Source organism: Streptomyces sp. NPDC007205 (assembly GCF_040634095.1).
Classification (GTDB): Bacteria; Actinomycetota; Actinomycetes; order Streptomycetales; family Streptomycetaceae; genus Streptomyces.
In genome coordinates this window covers 159,405-181,473 of the sequence record NZ_JBEYEW010000013.1, presented here as the reverse complement: position 1 = coordinate 181,473, position 22,069 = coordinate 159,405, and the positions used below count along the sequence as shown (strand labels likewise).

The 22,069-nt window shown below is 68.9% G+C and carries 17 protein-coding genes; 4 read left to right on the top strand and 13 right to left on the bottom strand.

Annotated elements, in window-relative coordinates; genetic code table 11:
• Window positions 1-71: 71 nt before the first annotated feature.
• From prcA to arc, 6 genes are all read right to left on the bottom strand, one after another.
• On the bottom strand, window positions 72-824 hold the full coding sequence (gene prcA, locus ABZ624_RS22740) for a proteasome subunit alpha (protein ID WP_360091728.1): 753 nt from the start codon (window positions 822-824) through the stop codon (window positions 72-74).
• A 62-nt stretch (window positions 825-886) separates the two neighbouring features.
• A complete protein-coding gene (prcB, locus tag ABZ624_RS22735) occupies window positions 887-1,732 on the bottom strand; it encodes a proteasome subunit beta (protein ID WP_360091726.1) in 846 nt (281 codons plus the stop codon).
• Entirely contained in the window at window positions 1,684-2,259 is a 576-nt protein-coding gene (locus ABZ624_RS22730) for an endonuclease VII domain-containing protein (RefSeq protein WP_360091723.1), read from the bottom strand. Before ABZ624_RS22730 ends, prcB begins: the two co-directional genes overlap by 49 nt.
• Before the next feature lie 57 nt (window positions 2,260-2,316).
• The gene (locus tag ABZ624_RS22725) at window positions 2,317-2,535 is read right to left on the bottom strand and encodes a ubiquitin-like protein Pup (protein ID WP_355154257.1); all 219 of its coding nucleotides are present in this window, start codon (window positions 2,533-2,535) and stop codon (window positions 2,317-2,319) included.
• A 174-nt stretch (window positions 2,536-2,709) separates the two neighbouring features.
• Window positions 2,710-4,221 carry a depupylase/deamidase Dop gene (gene dop, locus ABZ624_RS22720; protein WP_360091720.1) on the bottom strand — a complete coding sequence of 504 codons (1,512 nt, stop codon included), beginning with the start codon at window positions 4,219-4,221 and terminating at the stop codon, window positions 2,710-2,712.
• Window positions 4,222-4,453: 232 nt separating this feature from the next.
• Window positions 4,454-6,220: a proteasome ATPase gene (arc, locus tag ABZ624_RS22715; RefSeq protein WP_360091717.1), complete on the bottom strand. Its 1,767-nt coding sequence runs from the start codon at window positions 6,218-6,220 to the stop codon at window positions 4,454-4,456.
• A gap of 519 nt (window positions 6,221-6,739) precedes the next feature.
• On the opposite strand from arc, the gene ABZ624_RS22710 reads away from it, so the two are divergent.
• Complete coding sequence (locus tag ABZ624_RS22710; protein WP_360091714.1) at window positions 6,740-7,042, top strand: ferredoxin; 303 nt, start codon at window positions 6,740-6,742, stop codon at window positions 7,040-7,042.
• Between the two features lie 21 nt (window positions 7,043-7,063).
• Here ABZ624_RS22710 and ABZ624_RS22705 read toward each other — a convergent pair whose 3' ends face one another.
• The 3 genes from ABZ624_RS22705 to ABZ624_RS22695 all read right to left on the bottom strand — a co-directional run bounded on the left by ABZ624_RS22705 (window position 7,064) and on the right by ABZ624_RS22695 (window position 10,341).
• A complete protein-coding gene (locus ABZ624_RS22705) occupies window positions 7,064-7,645 on the bottom strand; it encodes a hypothetical protein (protein WP_360091711.1) in 582 nt (193 codons plus the stop codon).
• A gap of 241 nt (window positions 7,646-7,886) precedes the next feature.
• Window positions 7,887-8,789 (bottom strand): tRNA (adenine-N1)-methyltransferase, encoded by a 903-nt coding sequence (locus tag ABZ624_RS22700; RefSeq protein ID WP_360091708.1) that lies wholly within the window; start codon window positions 8,787-8,789, stop codon window positions 7,887-7,889.
• A gap of 58 nt (window positions 8,790-8,847) precedes the next feature.
• Window positions 8,848-10,341 (bottom strand): site-2 protease family protein, encoded by a 1,494-nt coding sequence (locus ABZ624_RS22695; protein WP_360091705.1) that lies wholly within the window; start codon window positions 10,339-10,341, stop codon window positions 8,848-8,850.
• A 676-nt stretch (window positions 10,342-11,017) separates the two neighbouring features.
• Here ABZ624_RS22695 and ABZ624_RS22690 point away from each other — a divergent pair.
• The gene (locus tag ABZ624_RS22690; RefSeq protein WP_360091848.1) at window positions 11,018-11,944 is read left to right on the top strand and encodes a RecB family exonuclease; all 927 of its coding nucleotides are present in this window, start codon (window positions 11,018-11,020) and stop codon (window positions 11,942-11,944) included.
• Window positions 11,945-11,958: 14 nt separating this feature from the next.
• Window positions 11,959-12,630 (top strand): response regulator transcription factor, encoded by a 672-nt coding sequence (locus ABZ624_RS22685; RefSeq protein WP_360091703.1) that lies wholly within the window; start codon window positions 11,959-11,961, stop codon window positions 12,628-12,630.
• Window positions 12,631-12,741: 111 nt separating this feature from the next.
• On the opposite strand, the gene ABZ624_RS22680 is transcribed toward ABZ624_RS22685, so the two are convergent.
• From ABZ624_RS22680 to metH, 4 genes are all read right to left on the bottom strand, one after another.
• Window positions 12,742-14,322: an ABC transporter substrate-binding protein gene (locus tag ABZ624_RS22680; RefSeq protein WP_360091700.1), complete on the bottom strand. Its 1,581-nt coding sequence runs from the start codon at window positions 14,320-14,322 to the stop codon at window positions 12,742-12,744.
• 97 nt (window positions 14,323-14,419) lie between these two features.
• Window positions 14,420-16,024 carry an ABC transporter substrate-binding protein gene (locus ABZ624_RS22675; protein ID WP_360091697.1) on the bottom strand — a complete coding sequence of 535 codons (1,605 nt, stop codon included), beginning with the start codon at window positions 16,022-16,024 and terminating at the stop codon, window positions 14,420-14,422.
• 462 nt (window positions 16,025-16,486) lie between these two features.
• Complete coding sequence (locus ABZ624_RS22670) at window positions 16,487-17,188, bottom strand: HAD family phosphatase (protein ID WP_360091694.1); 702 nt, start codon at window positions 17,186-17,188, stop codon at window positions 16,487-16,489.
• Between the two features lie 146 nt (window positions 17,189-17,334).
• Window positions 17,335-20,847, bottom strand: coding sequence for a methionine synthase (gene metH, locus ABZ624_RS22665; protein ID WP_360091691.1), 3,513 nt, complete (start codon window positions 20,845-20,847; stop codon window positions 17,335-17,337).
• A 328-nt stretch (window positions 20,848-21,175) separates the two neighbouring features.
• Between metH and ABZ624_RS22660 the strand changes: the two genes are divergently transcribed.
• A complete protein-coding gene (locus tag ABZ624_RS22660) occupies window positions 21,176-21,940 on the top strand; it encodes an IclR family transcriptional regulator (RefSeq protein WP_360091688.1) in 765 nt (254 codons plus the stop codon).
• Window positions 21,941-22,069 lie beyond the last annotated feature (129 nt).

Sequence of the window (22,069 nt, the reverse complement as noted above, 5' to 3'; positions counted from 1 at the left end):
AAGCCGTGTGCCCCGGCCACACCACAGGCAGCCGGGGCACACAGCAGCAGGCGAGCTCGCAGACCTGCGGGTCACTCCTCCTCGGAGCTGTCCTCCTCGGCACTCTCCGCCTCGGTGGCCGCGCCCTCCGCCGCCAGCAGACGGGACAGCTGACGGCCGACGATCCGCTTGAACTTGCGCTTCTGCGGACGCGTACGATCCAGCACCGCCACCTCCAGACGCTCCGCGGGAATCTCCCGCTCGCTGCCGTTGGTGTCACGGGACAGAGCCTGCACGGCCAGCTTCAGCGCCTCGGCGAGGCTCATCCCGTCACGGTGACGCTGATCAAGGAAACTGCTGATCTGCTCCGCGTTACCGCCCACCGCGACCGAGCCGTGCTCGTCCACGATCGAACCGTCATGCGGCAGCCGGTAGATCTGGTCACCCTCAGGGGTCTCCCCCACCTCGGCGACGACCAGCTCCACCTCATACGGCTTCTCGGCCGCCGAAGAGAAGATCGTGCCGAGCGTCTGGGCATAGACGTTGGCGAGACCACGGGCGGTCACGTCATCACGGTCATAGGTGTAGCCGCGCAGGTCGGCGTAACGCACACCACCGATCCGCAGGTTCTCGTACTCGTTGTACTTCCCGGCGGCCGCGAAACCGATCCGGTCATAGATCTCGCTGAACTTGTGCAGCGCCCGGGACGGGTTCTCACCGACGAACACGATGCCGTCGGCGTACTGCATGACCACCAGACTGCGGCCACGGGCGATGCCCTTCCGGGCGTACTCCGCCCGGTCGGCCATGGCCTGCTGAGGTGAGACATAGAACGGCGTCGACACCGGTTATCCGTCCCTTTCTGTCATGGTCACTGGATCACCTTGATAAGAACCGGGGCCCGCACTCAGAGCAGCGCGGCCTTGGGGCCGTCGGGTTCCTCCAGGCGCCGCTGGAGCACCGCGCGGGACAGCTCGGACGACTCGTCCCCGGTCAGCCGGCGGAAACCGTCGTCGGTGATCACGGTGATGATCGGGTAGATCCGGCGGGCGACATCGGGACCACCGGTCGCCGAGTCGTCGTCGGCCGCGTCATAGAGGGCCTGCACCACCAACGTGGTCGCCTGCTCCTCGGACAGGTCGTCACGGAACAACTTCTTCATCGCACCGCGCGCGAAGATCGAGCCGGAGCCGGTCGCCGCGAAGTTGTGCTCCTCGCTGCGGCCACCCGTGACGTCGTAGGAGAAGATCCGCCCCCTCTCACGGTCCACGTCGTACCCCGCGAAGAGCGGCACGACCGCCAGCCCCTGCATGGCCATGCCCAGATTCGACCGGATCATCGTCGACAACCGGTTCGCCTTGCCCTCCAGCGACAGCTGCGCACCCTCGACCTTCTCGAAGTGCTCCAGCTCCAGCTGGAAGAGCTTGACCATCTCCACGGCGAGACCGGCGGTGCCGGCGATACCGACCGCGGAGTACTCGTCCGCCGGGAACACCTTCTCGATGTCCCGCTGAGCGATCACATTGCCCATGGTCGCCCGACGGTCACCGGCGAGGACCACGCCCCCGGGGAAGGTGACGGCCACGATGGTCGTCCCGTGCGGCGCCTCGATCACGCCCTGCGTGGGCGGCAGCTGCCGGTTGCCGGGCAGCAGCTCGGGCTGGTGCTCGGAGAGGAAGTCCATGAAGGAGGAGGATCCTGGCGTCAGGAAGGCAGCTGGTAGACGCCCGGTGCTACGAGTGTTGGCTTCCACGCGTTTCCTTCCAGATAGGCAACGGCCCGACGGCCAACATCGGGGTCGTCCCTCAATTTGCCGATGGCCGAGTTGCAGTTGAAGCACAGTACGCCTCGGACCCTACCCGTCTTGTGGCAGTGATCCACATGCACGGGCGGGGCACTCAGGCAGATCACACACAGGCCCCGCTGGGAGGCGATCATTGCGTCACGCTCGGCTTCGGTGAGGCCGTAGTTGCGCTTGCGATGGTGCTGCCGACCCTTTACCGCCTTGCACGCTCTGCACAGAGTCGCAAGGCCGTCCGAGGCGCTGCCGTTCCGGGTCCACTCACTGTGCGGCTTGATCTCGCCACAGGTACGGCAGAACTTGTGGCCCGGTGGGACCTCCACCTTCGGCCGGACGTTGCGCCCCTTGGCCACTTGCCGCTGCTGGTGGTACTCCGACGCACACTCCCGGCAATAGGCCTGGAGGCCGTCACGCACCGCCTTGTTCCGCGCGAACGCCGCCCGCAGCTTGTCCTGCTTGCACCGCGAGCAGCGCTTCACGCTTCCTTCGCTTTCCAACCACACCCCCAGTAGCCACCTTCGAATCGAAGGAAAAAGCTACTCTCCACCCTTCTGAACGAAGGAGCGCACGAAGTCCTCTGCGTTCTCCTCGAGCACATCGTCGATTTCGTCCAGCACGGAGTCCACGTCATCGCTCAGCTTCTCATGCCGCTCCTTGAGCTCCTCCGAAGCCTGCGCGTCCTGCGCCTGCTCCTCGACCTCCTCGGTGGAGCGCGTCGCCTTCTGCTGACCGCCGCCGGTGTCCTTGGTTGCCATAACCCTCACCCCGCTCAGTTCGCCTGCCGATCGGTGATGATCAGACCCTACAAGCCGGGTCCGACATCGGCCCCGCAGTTTCCACAACGTGCGGGGGCCACCTCGATGATTCCCGGGCGGTGGGATTTCCACCCTGTTCCGCCCGGGTCGGGGCCGAGTACCCCCCTGGCCCGCTCAGCCGCCTGACAGGACCCTGACCAGGTCTTCTGCGGTGCGGCAGCGGTCCAGCAGTTCCTTGACGTGATTTCGCGTTCCGCGTAGCGGTTCCAGGGTTGGAACGCGCTGCAACGAGTCCCGGCCGGGAAGGTCGAAAATCACCGAGTCCCAGCTCGCCGCCGCCACGTCGTCGGCGTACTGCTCCAGGCAGCGGCCGCGGAAGTAGGCGCGGGTGTCCTCCGGCGGCTTCCTGCGCGCCCTGTCCACCTCGGTCTCCTCCAGGAGCCGCTTCATGCGCCCACGGGCCACGAGGCGGTTGTAGAGGCCCTTCTCGGCGCGTACGTCGGCGTACTGGAGGTCGACGAGGTGGAGGCGTGCGGCGTCCCAGTCGAGGCTGTCGCGGCGGCGGTAGCCCTCCATCAGCTCCCGCTTGGCGACCCAGTCCAGTTCGCCGGCCAGGCTCATCGGGTCGTTCTCGAGCCGTGTGAGGGTGTCCTCCCAGCGGGTCAGGATGTCCTTGGTCTGTTCGTCGGCGTCGGCGCCGTAGCGCTCCTCCACGTATTTGCGGGAGAGCTCGTAGTACTCCATCTGGAGTTGGACCGCGGTCAGGGTCCTACCGCTACGCAGTGTGATCAGGCGCTTGAGTGACGGGTCGTGCGAGACCTGGTGCAAGGTCCGGACCGGCTGGTCCACCGCCAGGTCCACCGCGATGAAGCCGTCCTCGATCATGGCCAGGACCAGGGAGGTGGTGCCCAGCTTGAGGTAGGTGGAGATCTCGGACAGGTTCGCGTCGCCGATGATCACGTGGAGGCGGCGGTATTTCTCCGCGTCGGCGTGCGGCTCGTCCCGGGTGTTGATGATGGGGCGCTTGAGGGTCGTCTCGAGGCCGACCTCGACTTCGAAGTAGTCGGCGCGCTGGCTGAGCTGGAAGCCGTGTTCGTGGCCGTCCTGGCCGATGCCGACGCGGCCGGCGCCGGCGAAGACCTGGCGGGAGACGAAGAAGGGGGTGAGGTGGCGCACGATGTCCGAGAAGGGGGTTTCCCGCTTCATCAGGTAGTTCTCGTGCGTGCCGTAGCTGGCGCCCTTGTTGTCGGTGTTGTTCTTGTAGAGGTGGATGGGCTGGGCGCCGGGGAGCTGGGCCGCCCGCTCCGCCGCTTCCGCCATGATCCGCTCGCCGGCCTTGTCCCAGAGGACGGCGTCGCGGGGGTTGGTCACCTCGGGGGCGCTGTACTCGGGGTGGGCGTGGTCGACGTAGAGCCGTGCGCCGTTGGTGAGGATGACGTTGGCGAGGCCGATGTCCTCGTCGGTGAGCTGGCTGGCGTCGGCGGCCTCCCGGGCGAGGTCGAAGCCTCGCGCGTCTCGCAGCGGGTTTTCCTCCTCGAAGTCCCAGCGGGCCCGGCGGGCCCGGTGCATCGCCGCCGCGTAGGCGTTGACGATCTGGGATGAGGTGAGCATGGCATTGGCGTTGGGGTGGCCGGGGACGGAGATCCCGTACTCCGTCTCGATGCCCATTACTCGCCGTACGGTCATGCGGCCCTCCTTGCCCGGCGGCACCCTCGGTCATGGGCGCCGCTCGCGTACCGCTGGCGCTCCGGTGCGTGTGCGGTGCCCGTCCCCGCACTGCGCGACTCGGCGGTAGGAACGAGCCTAGAACGCCTTTGCGCTGGTGGGGAGATCATTTGCGTCATTGCCTGCTCCGGTCGTGGCCAGAAAAACAGTCGGCTGCGGGTACCCGCTGAGGGCACCCGCAGCCGCCCTGCTGTTACAGGTACTGACCGGTGTTCGCCACCGTGTCGATGGAGCGTCCGGTGTCCGCGCCCTGCTTTCCGGTGATGAGGGTGCGGATGTAGACGATCCGTTCGCCCTTCTTTCCGGAGATGCGGGCCCAGTCGTCGGGGTTGGTGGTGTTGGGCAGGTCTTCGTTCTCCTTGAACTCGTCCACACAGGCCTGGAGGAGGTGGGAGACGCGGAGGCCCTTCTGGCTCTTTTCGAGGAAGTCCTTGATCGCCATCTTCTTGGCGCGTCCGACGATGTTTTCGATCATGGCGCCGGAGTTGAAGTCCTTGAAGTAGAGGACCTCCTTGTCGCCGTTGGCGTAGGTGACTTCCAGGAAGCGGTTTTCCTCGGATTCCGCGTACATCTGCTCGACCGCCGTCTGGATCATGCTCTGGACGGTGGTGGCCCTGTCGCCGCCGTGCTCGCCGACGTCGTCGGGGTGCAAGGGCAGGCGTTCGGTGAGGTACTTGCCGAAGATGTCCTTGGCGGCTTCGGCGTCGGGGCGCTCGATCTTGATTTTCACGTCGAGTCGGCCGGGGCGCAGGATGGCGGGGTCGATCATGTCCTCGCGGTTGGAGGCACCGATGACGACCACGTTCTGCAGGCCTTCCACGCCGTCGATCTCGGCGAGCAGCTGCGGGACGATGGTGTTTTCCACGTCGGAGCTGACGCCGGAGCCGCGGGTGCGGAAGAGGGATTCCATCTCGTCGAAGAAGACGATGACAGGGGTGCCCTCGCTGGCCTTTTCGCGGGCTCGCTGGAAGACGAGGCGGATTTGCCGCTCGGTTTCGCCGACGTACTTGTTGAGGAGCTCGGGGCCCTTGATGTTGAGGAAGAAGCTCTTGCCGGCGGCCTGGCCGGTGACCTCGGCGACCTTTTTGGCCAGTGAGTTCGCGACGGCCTTGGCGATGAGTGTCTTTCCGCAGCCGGGGGGGCCGTAGAGCAGGACGCCCTTGGGCGGGCGGAGCTCGTGCTCCTTGAAGAGGTCGGGGTAGAGGTACGGCAGCTCGACCGCGTCGCGGATGGCTTCGATCTGGTTGCCGAGGCCGCCGATCTGTTCGTAGCCGATGTCGGGGACTTCTTCGAGGACGAGTTCTTCGACCTCGCTCTTGGGGACGACCTCGTAGACGTAGCCGGAGCGGGGTTCGAGCAGGAGGGCGTCGCCGGCGCGGATGGTGACGTCCAGCAGCGGCTCGGCGAGCCGTACCACCCGTTCCTCGTCGGTGTGGCCCAGTACGAGGGCGCGTTCGCCGTCCTCGAGGATTTCCTTGAGGGTGACGATGTCGCCGACGCGCTCGTATTCCATGGCTTCGACCACGTTGAGCGCTTCGTTGAGCATGACTTCCTGGCCGCGCCTGAGGTCGTCGAGGTCGACGCCGGGGCTGACGTTCACGCGGAGCTTGCGGCCGCCGGTGAAGATGTCTGCGGTGCCGTCCTCGTTGGCCTGCAGGAAGACGCCGAAGCCGGCGGGCGGCTGGGCGAGCCGGTCGACCTCTTCTTTGAGGGCCACGATCTGGTCGCGGGCCTCGCGGAGGGTGTTGGCCAGCCGTTCGTTCTGGGCGGACACGCCGGCCAGGTTGGTCTGCAGCTCGACGATCCGCTCTTCGAGAATCCTCGTGTGTCGCGGAGAGTCGGCGAGCTTGCGTCGCAGGACGGCGATCTCCTGCTCAAGGTAGGCGATCTGCCCGGCCGGGTCGTCGGACCCTCGTCCCGGGCGGATGCCGCGGTTCATGTCGTCGTCGTGGGCTGCCACGGTCCTCACCTCCTCCAAGGGGAGCTGGACGCTTCCAGACCCTACCTGGGTGGGTGTCGATTGAAACCCCTAGATCACCAAGACTGTCAAGGTGTGTCGTCGGTCACCCGGTGCGCTCTCCCTCGCACGGAGGGGATACCCACTCAACGTGATGGGGAAGCAGCTTGTTCCGGGCATTGCGTGGTCGAAAGCCTTCAGAACTGGCTGGAGTTGTCCGGTCGGGCTGGTGGGGCCAGTTCGCGGGCAGCACTCGGGGCGCTCCTACGATCGTTACGCAGAGCGACGGTTTGGGCGGGCGGTGTCACGGCCGGCCCGGCTGGATGTGGTGGGTGCCGGGACGGGGACGCCGTTGTTCTGGTCGGGCGCTGGTACCCGAGGGGGCGAGGGTGGAAACCCGTGGCGGTGGGGCGTGGGTGGAATGCGGGCGGAGGTAGGGTCGGGGGTGTTCAACAGCCGCTGGTGCGGACCCGGCTGGCCCGTGCGGTGCCGGTTCCGTCCGGCGAATCGACGGCAGGAGAGGTGACCGTGCAGCAGGAGGCCCCGGGCGGGGAGGCGCTGGAGGTCTGGATCGATCAGGATCTGTGTACCGGTGACGGGATCTGCGCCCAGTACGCCCCTGAGGTGTTCGAGCTGGACATCGACGGGCTGGCCTATGTGAAGGGCGCGGACGAGGAACTGCTGCAGGCTGCGGGGGCGACGGTGCCGGTGCCGTTGCCGCTGCTCACGGATGTGGTGGATTCGGCGAGGGAGTGTCCCGGCGAGTGCATTCATGTGCGCCGGGTCGGGGACGGGGTCGAGGTGTACGGGCCCGACGCGGAGTGAGTCCGGGCCGGGCCCGGTGGGTCAGACGCTGTGGGCGTCGGCGGGGGTGGAGCGGACGAACGCCCTGCCGTCCCAGTGCCATGTGACCGGGGTCTTGAGGTCGGGGCAGCAGTTGGGGACGGCGTCGGAGGAGTAGCCGAGGAGGGTGGCGCCGACTGTCCGTGTGTGCAGGGAGAGATCGGTGACGGTGAGCCGCTCCTTGGGGTCGACGAGGGTGGCGACGATGCGTGGTGTGCCGCTGTCGGTGGAGCCGGTGAGGACGTAGACGCCGTCGGGTGGGGTGCCCATGGCGGAGTCGCAGTGGACGACGGCGACGGTTTCCGGTTTGCCGTCGCCGTCGAGGTCTCCGGTGGCTTTCTTGGCGACCACGGCTCTGACGGGCCCGCACTGGAGCGGGAAGTCGACGCCGGTGGTGCTGGGCGGTGCGAGGGCGGCGGGGGCGGAGTCTGTGTGTGTGCCGGTGGCGGCCTGGGCGGCCGTGGCCGATCCGGGTTGTACGAGGGAGGAGAGGGCCACGACGCCGGCGACGGCTGTGGCGGTGGCCACCCAGTGGATGGGTCGGGTGTGGGTGTGGGCGAGCTCCGGAACGGCGGATTGCTGCACTAGGAGTGTCTCCTGTGAGGAGGGCTGTGCCGGTGGGGGTGGCCAGCATGGTGCCACACGTCACAGTGCGGGGGAACGGCGGGGTCCGGGATTCCCGCAGGCGGGGAGCTCGTCGTGAGTGCGGGGTGTTCTGGTGTTGTGTCAACGTGCGGGCGCCGTGCCCGAGTTCCCGTGGGTGCGGGGGAACTCGGGCACGGCGCCCTTGCGTTGTGCTCTGTGCGTGGTGCCCTGTGGGGGGCGGTCAGCGGCCGGTGCCGCCGTCGGCGTTGGGTCCGGCGTAGTCCTCGCCGTAGGCGCCCTTGGCGGGGCGGCGGCGGCGCATGGGGGGCTCGACTCCGTCGGCGAGGCGGCGGGCGGTGAGCAGGAAGCCGGTGTGGCCGATCATGCGGTGGTCGGGGCGGACGGCCAGGCCCTCGATGTGCCAGTTGCGGATCATGGTTTCCCAGGCGGTCGGCTCGTTGAAGCAGCCGATCTCGCGGATGGATTCCACGGTCCGGGCGAGCTGGGTGGTGGTGGCCACGTAGCAGCACAGGATGCCGCCGGGGACGAGTGCCTTGGAGACGGCCTCCAGGCATTCCCAGGGGGCGAGCATGTCGAGGATGACGCGGTCGACGTCGGTGTCGGACAGATTGTCCTGGAGGTCGCCGACGGTGAGCTGCCAGGCGGGGTGCGGGCCGCCGAAGTAGCGCTCGACGTTCTGCTGGGCGATGTCGGCGAAGTCCTCGCGGCGCTCGTAGGAGTGCAGCATGCCCTGGTCGCCGATGGCGCGCAGCAGGAAGCTGCTGAGCGAGCCGGAGCCGACGCCGGCTTCGACGACGCGTGCGCCGGGGAAGATGTCGGCGAAGGCGAGGATCTGCCCCGCGTCCTTGGGGTAGACGACGGCCGCCCCGCGGGGCATGGACAGGACGTAGTCGGGGAGCAGGGGGCGCAGCGCGAGGTAGGCGACGTTGCCGGTGGTGCGGACAACGCTGCCCTCGGGAGCGCCGATCAGTTCGTCGTGCGGGAAGGAGCCCTTGTGGGTGTGGAAGTTCTTCCCGGCTTCGAGCGTGAACGTGTAGTGGCGGCCCTTGGGGTCGGTCAGCTGTACCTGGTCCCCGACCTTGAAGGGCCCGCGCCTGCGGGCGGCACCGGTCGGTTCGGACATGTGACCAGACTACCGGCAGCTGCGGGGGGCGCCGACCACTGGACCCTGACGGCAGGGCCTAGGCGGGCGGGCGGGCCATGGCCTTGACGAAGGCGCGCTCGACGTCCGCTGCGGACAGGACGCCGTAGATCTCGCCGGTTTCCTCGATGACGAGGTATTCGGTGGCGGGGGTGGCGCGCAGGACGTCGAGGAGTTCTTCTCCGGCGAGCTCGGCGGAGACGCGCATGCCGTCGGTCAGGTCCTGGGCGAGGCCGCTGACGGGGACCCAGGGGCGGCGGTGTTCGGGTACGCCGACGATGGCGGACTCGCGGACCAGGGAGAGGGGGTTGCCGTGGGCGTCGACGACGACGAGGGCGCGGGCTCCGGCGGCGTTGGCGCGGCGCAGGGCTTCGGAGAGCGGGGTGTCGGTCTGGACGGGTACGGCGCGCCGGGTGAGGGTGCGGGCGCGCAGTTCGGGGAGGTGTTCGCGCAGGCGGGCCATGCGCAGGCTGTTGCCGGCGCCGGTCCAGATGATGGCGGCGAGGATGGCGGCGAGCAGGGCGTCGGTGACGGTGTCCATGCCGCCCGTGTCGGTGCTCTCGCCGCCGAGGGCGCCGGACTGGTTGAGCAGGGGCAGGCCGATGAGGACGGCGACGGCGAGGGCGCGGCCGACCCAGGCGGCGGCGATGGTGCCGCTCATGGGTTTGCCGGTGATTTTCCAGACGACGGCGCGGAGCATGCGGCCGCCGTCGAGGGGCAGGCCGGGGAGGAGGTTGAAGATCGCCACGATGAGGTTGGAGATCATCAGGCCGGCCAGCAGGACGCCGGTGACGGTGCCGGGTTCGACGGGTTTCATGGCGAGGTAGAACAGTCCGGCGAGGACGAGGGAGAGCAGGGGGCCGACGAAGGCGAGGACGAATTCCCGGCCGGGGGTCTCGGCCTCTTTCTCGATTTCGGAGACGCCGCCGAAGAACTGCAGCTGGATCCGGCGGACCGGGAGCCTGAAGCGGATCGCGGCGACGGTGTGGGCCAGTTCGTGGACGAGGACGGAGGCGTAGAAGGCGACGGCGAAGAACAGGGAGACCAGGTAGCGGGCGGCGCCCAGCTCGGGCAGGACGCGGTCGAGCTGGCCGCCGAAGACCCAGGTGATCAGGGCGGCGACGAGGAACCAGCTCGGCGCGACGTACACCGGCACGCCGAACGGCCGGCCCATGAGGATGCCTCCCCCGGGTTCCTTGGGGCGCGGCTGCGGCGGTTCGCCCTTGGCGATACCGGTGTGGGCGAGCGACCTGTGTTCGGGCTCGGCGCCGCCGCTGGTTGCGTCGGTGTCCGCGTCGGCGTGGGTGCCGGGGGTGTCCTTGGTGGGTTGAGCGGGGCGTGGGAGCGGCGGTCGGTCGGTCGCGTCGCCGGGGTTCTCGGTGTCGGGCTCGGCGGCTGGGGAGGCCGAGGGTTCTCGGGGCTCCGGGCCGGCGGGGTGGGTGGGGCCGGTGGTCGGGGCCGTTGGACCCGCGGGGTGCTCGGCCGGCTCGTCGTTGCCGGACCGCGGCTGCCCGCTTCCGCCGCTCACGTCCACGGTGTCCCCTCGTTCGAAGCGTCTTCCGCACCTGCCGGACGGAAGGGTCTCCGGTCGATGGTATGCGGCCGTGGTGGCGTGTTTCGCCCCGGCACCCGTTGTGTTCGCCGCGTGGTCGCGCGGTCCTGGCGGGCGGCGGCTGCGTGACTGTCAGTGGTGGGCCGTAAGGTCTGTGGACATGGACAGCAGCATCGAGGACGCGGGAGCCCTGTCGGGCCGCGCCGAGCAGACGGATCCGGGCGAGGCGCCGGCGACGACGCCCATGGCGGCTCCGGCGGCTCCCGTGGCGGTGCCGAGCCCGTCGACGGCTGCGGAGGTGACCGGGGCACCTCACTCCGCGGACGCTTCCCCCGCTTCCGGGACGTCTCCGGTGGCCGGGGGATCCTCCGGTTCCGAGACGTCCGCCGCGGTCGAGGACGCTGCTGCTGCCGAGGCGTCCGCCGCTCCCCATGCAGCCGGCGCTCCCCGTGCGGTCCAGGGCGCTCCTGCTCCGGACGCACCCGCCACTTCCGGGACCTCTCCTGCTGCCGGGACCTCTCCTGCTGCCGGGGTCTCTGCGGCTGACGAGGCCTCCCCCTCTTCCGCGGACTCCCCGGCTGCCAAGGCCTCCGCCTCCCCTGACGTCTCCCCGGCTTCCGAGGCGTCCCCGGCCTCGGCGGCGTCCTCCGCGTCCGGTGTGGTGCCCGGGGCCGAGGCGGTGGAGGGAACCGCCGCCGGAGCCGGTGGTGAGCGTGTCGCCATGGCGCCCACGTCGCTGTCGCCTTCCCGGGCCGGCGATTTCATGCAGTGTCCGTTGTTGTACCGGTTCCGGGTGATCGACCGGCTGCCGGAGAAGCCGAGCGCGGCGGCGACGCGGGGCACGCTGGTGCACGCGGTGCTGGAGCGGCTGTTCGACGCGCCGGCGGCGGAGCGGACCGCACCGCGGGCCAAGGCGCTGATCCCGGGTCAGTGGGACCGGCTGCGGGAGACCAGGCCGGAGGTCACGGAGCTGTTCGCCGACGACCCGGAGGGAGAGCGGCTGGCCGGGTGGCTGACGGAGGCCGAGCGGCTGGTCGAGCGCTGGTTCACGCTGGAGGATCCGACGCGGCTGGAGCCGGCCGAGCGGGAGCTGTTCGTGGAGGCCGAGCTGGAGTCGGGGCTGCGGCTGCGCGGGATCATCGACCGCGTGGACGTGGCACCGACCGGTGAGGTGCGGATCGTCGACTACAAGACGGGGAAGGCGCCGAGGCCGGAGTACTCGGAGGGGGCGCTGTTCCAGATGAAGTTCTACGCCCTGGTGGTGTGGCGGTTGAAGCGGGTCGTGCCGCGCCGGCTCCAGCTGGTCTACCTCGGCAGCGGGGACGTGCTGACCTACGACCCGGTTCCCGCCGATCTGGAGCGGGTGGAGCGCAAGCTGCACACGCTGTGGGACGCCATCAGAAAGGCCACGGAGACCGGGGAGTGGCGGCCACGGCCGACGAAGTTGTGCGGCTGGTGCGACCATCAGGCGCACTGTCCCGAGTTCGGAGGCACCCCGCCGCCGTATCCGCTGCCGGTGCGGGCGGCCGAGTCAGGGACGGTGTCAGGCGGAGAAGCCGGGCAGGGCAGAATGGGCCGGGACTAGCGAAGGAGTGTCACGTGGCCATCCGTGTCCTACTGGTCGACGACCAGCCCCTGCTGCGTACGGGTTTCCGGATGATCCTGGAGGCCGAGCAGGACATCGCGGTCGTGGGCGAGGCCGGTGACGGCCTGCAGGCCCTCGATCAGGTACGGGCCCTGCAGCCGGACGTCGTGCTGATGGACATCCGTATGCCGCGGATGGACGGGGTGGAGGCGACCCGTCAGATCACCGGGCCCGGCCGGGACGGTCCGGCGAAGGTGCTGGTGCTGACCACGTTCGATCTGGACGAGTACGTGGTGGAGGCGCTGCGGGCCGGGGCCAGCGGCTTCATGCTGAAGGACGCGCCGGCCGACGAGCTGGTGCAGGCGATCCGGGTCGTCGCGGCCGGTGAGGCGATGCTGGCGCCGAGCATCACGCGTCGGCTGCTGGACAAGTACGCCACGCATCTGCCCTCCGGTGAGGAGCCGGTGCCGGACACGCTGAACACTCTCACCGACCGTGAGGTGGAGGTGCTGAAGCTGGTGGCGCGCGGCCTGTCGAACGCGGAGATCGCGGCCGACCTGTTCGTCAGTGAGACGACGGTGAAGACGCATGTGGGGCATGTGCTGACCAAGCTGGGTCTCAGGGACCGGGTGCAGGCGGCGGTGTACGCGTACGAGAGCGGGCTGGTGCGTCCCGGCGCGCAGTAGGCGGACGGTTCGCTGACGACGCCGAAGGGCGCCCCTCCCGCGTGGAGAAGGGCGCCCTTCGTCGTCTGCGGCGCCTGTGGCGTCAGCAGGTGCCGGCAGTGTCAGCAGGTGTCAGCTCTTGCTGAGTTCCCAGAACCGGAACACGGTGGAGGCGTCCAGGCAGTACTCCAGGCCGTAGACGCCGTCGCGGACGACCGCGTACTGCTTGGCCTGCCAGACGGGCAGGACGGGCAGTTCGGCGGCGACGATGTTCTGCAGCCGGCCGAAGTCCTTGTCGGTGGCGGCCCGGTCGCTCTGCGCGGCGGTGTCGGGGATCAGGGTGCCGGAGATGGTGTGGTTGCTGTAGTTGTTGTCCAGCACGTTGCCCTTGCCGAAGAACGGCGCGGTGAAGTTGTCGGGGTCCGGGTAGTCGGGCACCCAGCCCTTGACGTAGACGCCGTACTTGCCGGCGGCGATGTCCTTCTCGTACTGGTCGAAGGCGACGGACTTGACCTCGGCGTCGAACAGGCCGCTGGCGTTCAGCTGTCCGGCGATGGCCTTCAGTTCCTCGTCGGTGGCGGGGCCGTAACGCGACGGTGTGGACCACAGGGTGAGCTTGACCTTGCCGGTCATGCCGTCGGCGCGCAGTGCGGCGGCGGCCTTGGCCCGGGAGGGGCGGGCGCCGTAGGTGTCGAAGAAGGCGGTGTTGTGGCCGACGATGCCCGCCGGGATGATCGAGTACAGCGGGGTGGCGGTGCCCTGGTAGACGTTCTTGATGAGGGCGTCGCGGTCGATGAGGTAGGCCATGGCCTTGCGGACGCCGAGCTTTCCGGCGACCGGGTCCTGCATGTTGAAGACCAGGTGCTGGACCTCGGCGCTGGTTCCCTCGATGACGTCGATGCCCTTGCTGCCGTCCTGCTGGTCGAGGCCGGCGACGTCGGAGGCGGACAGGCCTCGGTAGGCGAGGTCGATGTCGCCGTCGTTCAGGGCCTTCTTCAGGGCGGTGCGGTCGCCGTGGAAGAACTTCAGGGTGACGCCGGAGTTCTTGACCTTGGCGGTGCCCTTGTAGTTGTCGTTGACGGAGAAGACCGCCTTGTCCTTGTCGAAGGAGTCCAGCTTGTAGGGGCCGGAGCCGACGGCCTGGTGGTCGGTGCGCAGGCCGCCCGCGTCGTACTGGCGGTGGTCGACGATGGAGCCGGCACCGGAGGCGATCTTGCTGGGGAAGGTGGCGTCGGAGGTCTTCAGGTGGAAGACGACCGTCTTCGCGTCGGGGGTGTCGATGCCGCCGAGCATCGGGAACATGATCGCGGGCCCGGCGGGGTCGTTGATCTTCAGCATGCGGTCGAAGGAGAACTTCACGTCCTTCGAGGTGAGGGCGTCACCGTTGCTGAATTTCAGGCCGTCCTTGAGTTGGCAACGGTACTCGGTGGCGCGGGAGTCGGTGAAGGAGCACGCCTTCGCCAGTTCCGGCTGGGGTTGGGTGGCGCCCTTGGGGAAGCTGAGCAGCGACTGGAAGACGTTGTCGAACAACAGCCAGGAGCCGGGGTCGTAGCCGGATGCCGGGTCCGTGGCGAGGACGTCGTCGGACATCCCCATCACCACGGAGGAGCCGGTACCCCCGGAACCACCGGTCTCCGAGCCGCAGCCGGTCAACAGGCCGGAGGCCAGCCCCGCCACGATGGGCAGGACTGGCCACTGGTTGCGCATGTTCACTTGAAATGTGCCTTGTCGTCGGTTCGTCATCCCGGGGCCGCCGTCCTGGCCCGGGTTGTCCGGGGGCAGTGGTCCCTGGCCCCGGATGAGAGAGCCGTCAGCCGCTCACACCGCGGCTGAGCTCCCACAGCTGAAGCGTCGAGGAGGAGTTGAGGGCGTAGGCGACACCGGTGATGTCGTCCCGCGCGGCGACGTACTGCTTGCCCTGCCACAGTGGCAGAACGGGGACGTCGTCGGCGACGGTGTCCTGGATCTGCGTCAGGCTCTTGGCGGCGTTGAGCCGGTTGGCCTCGCGGCGGGACTGAGGGATCAGGGTGTGCTGGATGGTGCCGTTGGAGTACGGCGAGCCGAGGAAGTTGTCCTTGTCGAGGAAGGGCGCGAGGAAGTTGTCGGCGTCGGGGAAGTCGGGGAACCAGCCCATGCCGTAGACGTCGTACTGGCCCTTCCGCTCCGCCGGACGGAAGGTCTCCCAGGGGTGGCCCTGGATGGAGACGTCGAACAGGCCGCTGTTGTTGAGCTGCTGCTGCAGGACCTCGAACTCCTTCTTCGTGGCGGAGCCGTAGTGGTCGGTGGTGTAGTGCAGGGTCAGCTTGACCGGGGTGGTGATGCCGGCCTGGGTCAGCAGGTCCTTGGCCTTGGCGACGCTGGGGTTGCCGTACTTGTTGAAGAACGAGTTGGAGTGGCCGGTGACGGTGGCGGGGACGAGCGAGTACAGCGGCTCGGCCTGGGTGCCGTAGACCTTGGAGACGAGGGCCGCGCGGTCGATGAGCTGGGCCATGGCCTGGCGTACGGCCTTGGACTTCACCGTCGGCGCGTTGGTGTTGAAGGCCAGGTAGCGGATCTCCAGGCCCGGCATGTCGACCAGGTCGGCCTTGTCGTCGCTGCCGGCGTCCAGCTTCTGGATCTGGGCGGGCGACATGGTGCGGGTCATGACGTCGATGTCACCCTTGTCGATGGCGGCGCCCATGGCGTCGGCATCGCTGAAGGAACGCAGTTCGACCTTGTCGTTGTTCACCGTCACGGAACCCTTGTAGGAGGGGTTCTTGGTGAAGGTGGCGTTGGTCATCGCGTTGCCGCTGACGTCGGCCTGGAAGGTGTAGGGGCCCGAGCCGTCGACCTCGAAGCCGTCGCGCAGCTTGTCCTTCTGGTAGTCCTTCGGGTTGATGATGCCCGCGACCGGGGTGGACAGCTTGTACGGGAACGTGGCGTCGGCCGTCTTGAGGTGGAAGATGACCTCGCGGTCGCCCTGGGTCTCGATGGTGTCGATGGTGTTCAGCAGGGCGGACACACCGCTGTCGGCCTTGATGCGCAGGGCGCGCTCGATGGAGAACTTGACGTCCTGGGCGGTCACCGGGTCGCCGCTCGCGAACTTCAGGCCGTCGCGGAGCTTGCAGGCGTAGCGTTCGCTGCCGCTGTCGGTGAAGGAGCAGCTCTCGGCGGCGTCCGGGATGGGGTCGCCCTCGCCCTTGGGCTGCGCCATCAGCGTCTGCACGGTCTGGCGCAGGATGTTCCAGGTGCCGACGTCGTAGGCGTAGGCGGGGTCGAGGGGTGCCGGGGCGTCGCTGGTGGCGGTGAACCGGTCCGTGGTGCCGACGACGATGGCGTCGCCGCTCTTGCTCCCGCTGTCGGATCCACCGCACGCGGCGAGAACCGGGGTGAGCAGGCCGGCCACCGCCGGCAGCACCAAAGTCTTGCGGTTCATCGGGGAGTTTCTCCAGAGCTGTTCGAGTCCGTGTATCCACCATGCATGGGTGGTGCGGCGGATCACGGGGGGTTGCGGCGATGTTCTCGCGATGAGATTAGTCCGCGCCCGCAGGAGGGTTCACAGCCGCGCGAGTTGACCCGCCATCACGCAGTGGAACCAGGTGCGGACAGACCGAAAACCCGACAGCGGCAGGATTAGTGCAGCTTCCCACCAATCGGGACACAAAGACCCGACGGTCAGGCCCGGACAGGGGCGATCAGCACACTTTGGCCGGATTGTCGAGTCTCTTGAGGGTGAGGAACGTCACACTCCAACTGTGTGACGAGTCAGCAGAAATTCAGTCGCGCGGCCTGACCGGAATTCCACTCGGGTGTACTTCCCCGGAAATTTGTCCAACCCGGCCAATGGACATGGCACTCCCCCAAACTCTTCGAGCCCGGGGGTACCCGCAGTGAACGGCTAGCGCATTTCCGTCATCAGGCCGCGGAGAAATGCCAGGTCGACCTCTTCCAGAGAGGTCACGACGGTGCGTCCCTCGGCCGGGGTGATGGGGGCGATGGAGGGTACGGCGACCACGCGGCAGCCCGCGGCCTCGGCGGCGGCGACACCGGTCGCGGTGTCCTCGACCACCGCGCATCTGTCCGGCTCCGCACCGAGCCCGGCGGCGGCGAGCAGGTAGGGGTCGGGGAAGGGCTTGGTGCGCGTGACCTCGTCGCCGGCGATGGACAGGGCGAAGTGGTGCGGGCCGAGCGTGCTCAGCACGCGGTCGATGATGCGCCGGTGGGAGGCCGAGACCAGGGCCGTGGGGATGGCGTGCTCGTGGAGTTCGGCCAGCAGGCGGGCGGCGCCCGGCATCAGCGGCAGGGCATGGTCGATGCGGTCCTCGAAGCCCTCGTTGAGCAGCTCGGTGAGTTCGGCGAGGGTGATGTCGGCGCCGGTGGCCTCGATGAGGAAGCCGGCGCTGCGGGTCATGGGTCCGCCGACGACGACGTGCCGCCAGGAGTCGTCCAGGGCGTGGCCGAGGCCGGCGAAGATCTCGACCTCGACGTCCCACCAGAAGCCCTCGGTGTCCACCAGGGTGCCGTCCATGTCCAGGAGTACGGCCTGCAGGGCTGAGCCTTCCGCCGTACGGGTTCCGAGCGCGGGGACCGTGCTGGTCATCCGGGCGCACCTCCTTGAGGGACGAGCAGGCCGGTTCCCGGACAGGGAACCGGCCTGTAGTGGGCCGACAAGTGTACGCCGCCGCCACCGGAAACGCCTCGTTTATCACTCACGACATGGGGTATCCCTTGAACACCCCGGAGCGCTCACCGGGCGTTGAAGTACTTCGCCTCCGGATGATGGATCACGATCGCGTCCGTGGACTGCTCGGGGTGCAGCTGGAACTCCTCGGACAGGTGGACGCCGATCCGCTCCGGCCGGAGCAGGTCCGCGATCTTGGCGCGGTCCTCCAGGTCGGGGCAGGCGCCGTAGCCCAGGGAGAAGCGGGCCCCGCGGTACTTCAGGGCGAACATGTCCTCGATGTCGGCCGGGTCCTCACCGGCGAAGCCGAGTTCGGAGCGGACCCGGGCGTGCCAGTACTCGGCGAGCGCCTCGGCCAACTGGACGGACAGGCCGTGCAGTTCGAGGTAGTCGCGGTAGGAGTTGGCCTCGAAGAGCTTCGCGGTCTCCTCGCCGATGCGCGAGCCGACGGTGACGACCTGGAGGCCGACGACGTCGGTCTCCCCCGACTCCTGCGGCCGGAAGAAGTCGGCCAGGCACAACCGGCGGCCGCGGCGCTGGCGCGGGAAGGTGAACCGGGTGCGTTCGTTGCCGTGCTCGTCCAGGATGATCAGGTCGTCGTCCTTGGAGACGCAGGGGAAGTAGCCGTAGACGACGGCCGCTTCGAGCAGGTTCTCCGTCTGCAGCCGGTCCAGGAGGCCGCGCAGCCGGGGCCGGCCCTCGGTCTCCGCCAGTTCCTCGTACGACGGTCCCTCGCCGGTGCGGGCCTGCTTCAGTCCCCACTGGCCCTTGAACAGCGCGCCCTCGTCGAGCCAGCTCGCGTACTCCTTGAGCTGGATGCCCTTGACGATCCGGGTGTCCCAGAACGGCGGGGTGGGCACCGGGTTGTCGGTGGCCACGTCGGAGCGGACGTGCCCCTCCTCCGGGCGCTCCTCGACCACGGCGGCCGTCGCACGGACCCGGCGCTGCCTGAGTTCGGGCAGCTTGGCGCCGGGCAGGCCGCGCTTGACGCCGATGAGGGCGTCCATCAGGCGCAGGCCCTCGAAGGCGTCGCGGGCGTAGCGGACCTCGCCCTCGTAGATCTCGTGCAGGTCCTGTTCGACGTAGGCACGGGTCAGGGCGGCGCCGCCGAGGATGACGGGGAAGCGGGCGCCCAGGCCGCGCTGGTTCAGCTCCTCCAGGTTCTCCTTCATGATCACGGTGGACTTCACCAGCAGCCCGGACATGCCGATGACGTCGGCCCGGTGCTCCTCGGCGGCTTCCAGGATCGCGGAGACGGGCTGCTTGATGCCCAGGTTGACGACGTTGTAGCCGTTGTTGGACAGGATGATGTCGACGAGGTTCTTGCCGATGTCGTGCACGTCGCCGCGCACGGTCGCGAGGACGATGGTGCCCTTGCCCTCGGCGTCCGACTTCTCCATGTGCGGTTCGAGGTGGGCGACGGCCGTCTTCATGACCTCGGCGGACTGCAGGACGAACGGCAGCTGCATCTGGCCGGAGCCGAACAGTTCGCCGACGACCTTCATCCCGTCCAGGAGGGTGTCGTTGACGATGTCCAGGGCGGGCCGGTCCTGCAGGGCCTCGTCCAGGTCGGCCTCCAGGCCGTTGCGCTCGCCGTCGATGATGCGGCGCTTGAGGCGCTCCTCCAGCGGCAGCGCGGCCAGCTCCTCGGCCTTGCCGGCCTTCAGGGACTTCGCGGTGGCGCCCTCGAAGAGCTGCATGAGCTTCTGCAGGGGGTCGTAGCCCTCGGACCTGCGGTCGTAGATCAGGTCGAGAGCCGTGGTGACCTGCTCCTCGTCGAACCGGGCGATCGGCAGGATCTTGGAGGCGTGGACGATCGCCGAGTCCAGGCCCGCCTTGACGCACTCGTCGAGGAAGACGGAGTTGAGCAGGATGCGGGCGGCCGGGTTCAGACCGAAGGAGATGTTGGACAGGCCCAGGGTGGTCTGCACGGCCGGGTGGCGACGCTTCAGCTCCCGGATGGCCTCGATGGTGGCGAGGCCGTCCTTGCGGGACTCCTCCTGACCGGTGCAGATGGTGAAGGTCAGGGTGTCGATGAGGATGTCCTCCTCACGGATGCCCCAGTTCCCGGTCAGGTCGGCGATCAGCCGTTCGGCGATCTCGACCTTCTTCTCGGGGGTGCGGGCCTGGCCCTCCTCGTCGATGGTCAGCGCGATCAGGGCGGCGCCGTGCTCCCGGGCCAGCTGGGTGACCTTGGCGAAGCGGGAGTCGGGGCCGGCGCCGTCCTCGTAGTTCACGGAGTTGATGACCGCGCGGCCGCCGAGCTTCTCCAGGCCGGCCCGGATGACGTCGACCTCGGTGGAGTCCAGCACGAGCGGCAGGGTGGAGGCGGTGGCGAAGCGGCCGGCGAGTTCCTCCATGTCGGCGACGCCGTCGCGGCCGACGTAGTCGACGCACAGGTCGAGCAGGTGCGCGCCCTCGCGGATCTGCTCCCGCGCCATCTCCACACAGTCGTCCCAGCGGCCCTGCAGCATGGCCTCGCGGAACTTCTTGGAGCCGTTGGCGTTGGTGCGCTCGCCGATCGCCAGGTAGGAGGTGTCCTGGCGGAACGGCACCGACTGGTACAGCGACGCCGCCCCCGGCTCGGGGCGCGGGTCACGGGCGGGCGGGGTGAGATCCTTCACGCGCTCGACGACCTGGCGCAGGTGCTCGGGGGTGGTGCCGCAGCAGCCGCCGACGAGCGAGAGGCCGTACTCGCGGACGAAGGTCTCCTGGGCGTCGGCCAGCTCGGGCGCGGTCAGCGGGTAGTGGGCGCCGTCCTTGCCGAGGACGGGCAGACCCGCGTTGGGCATGCACGACAGCGGGATGCGGGCGTTGCGGGCGAGGTAGCGCAGGTGCTCGCTCATCTCGGCCGGGCCGGTGGCGCAGTTCAGGCCGATCATGTCGATGCCGAGCGGCTCCAGCGCGGTGAGGGCCGCGCCGATCTCGGAGCCGAGCAGCATGGTGCCGGTGGTCTCGACGGTGACCGACACGATGACCGGCAGGTCCAGGCCGAGGGCGTCGAGGCCGCGGCGGGCGCCGAGGACGGCGGCCTTGGTCTGCAGCAGGTCCTGGGTGGTCTCCACGAGCAGCGCGTCGGCGCCGCCGGTGACCAGGCCCTCGGCGTTGCGCTGGTAGGCGTCGCGCAGGGTGGTGTACGGGGCGTGACCGAGGGTCGGCAGCTTGGTGCCGGGGCCGATCGAGCCGAGGACCCAGCGGGGGCGGCCGTCCTCGGCGGTGAACTCGTCGGCGACCTCGCGGGCGACCCGGGCGCCCGCCTCGGACAGCTCGTGGACGCGGTCGGAGATGTCGTACTCGCCGAGGGCGGAGTGGTTGGCCCCGAAGGTGTTGGTCTCGACGCAGTCGACGCCCACGGCGAAGTACGCCTCGTGGACGGAGCGGACGATGTCGGGGCGGGTGAGGTTGAGGATCTCGTTGCAGCCCTCGAGCTGCTGGAAGTCCTCCAGCGTGGGTTCCTGGGCCTGGAGCATGGTGCCCATGGCTCCGTCGGCGACCACCACACGGGTGGCGAGCGCCTGGCGGAGCGCGGACGCACGGGTCCGGCTGTCGGCGGAAGGGGACGGTGGCAACGAGGCCATGAAGGGGCTCCCTAGATGCGACGGCTGTCGGCTATGCGGCTTCCCCGGCAGGCGGGGATGCCGCACGGCGTCAGAGTAACCGGGAGTCGGCTTGGATGGGCAGCGGCGTCCACAGGCCGGACGCGGGTGGCCCGTGTGCCACGGCCAGGTCACGTGTGATGTAACAGGTGCCGTCCGACCATTAGCGGGAGGTCGGCATGGACCGGTAGTGTTCGACATTGCCGAACGGCGGGTAACGGTACGGATGACGGTGCGCGACAGGTGTCGTCACCGGCGGACGGTACGGCGGCGTTCGGCGGCAGTCGAAGGAGACGGAGGCAGGACGGCGATGGCACGGAACATCCAGTCGCTCGAACGGGCGGCCGCGATGCTGCGGCTGCTCGCGGGCGGCGAGCGACGGCTCGGCCTGTCGGACATCGCCTCGTCACTGGGTCTCGCCAAGGGCACCGCTCACGGCATTCTGCGCACCCTCCAGCAGGAGGGGTTCGTGGAGCAGGACGACAACTCCGGGCGTTACCAGCTGGGCGCGGAGCTGCTGCGCCTGGGCACCACCTATCTGGATGTGCACGAGCTGCGGGCGCGGGCCCTGGTGTGGACGGACGACCTGGCCCGGTCCAGCGGCGAGAGCGTGTACCTCGGGGTGCTGCACCAGCAGGGCGTACTGATCGTGCACCACGTCTTCCGGCCGGACGACAGCCGGCAGGTGCTGGAGATCGGCGCGATGCAGCCGCTGCACTCCACCGCGCTGGGCAAGGTGCTCTCGGCCTATGACCCGGTCGCGCACAGCGAGGCGCTGGAGGCCGACCGCAAGCCCTTCACCGACCGCACGGTGTGCGACATGGACGACTTCGAGCACCTTCTCGATCTCACCCGCGCGCGCGGCTACGCGGCGGACGTGGAGGAGACCTGGGAGGGTGTGGCGTCGGTCGCCGCGCCCGTCCACGACCGGCGCCGCATGCCCGTGGGCGCGGTCGGTATCACCGGTGCCGTGGAACGGCTGTGCCGGGACGGCGAGCTGCGTTCCGAGCTGATCGCCGCGGTGCGCGACTGTGCCCGCGCGGTGTCCAGGGATCTGGGCGCGGGACGGTTCTGAGGGGCTGAGCGCTCCCCCGGGAGGGAACCGGGACGCCGGGCGGCGTTCCGGTTGTCGCCATACCCTGAAATGGACATATAGGGCTAACCCATACGTCAGTGCGCGAAGAGTGATAACCGGCAACGATCA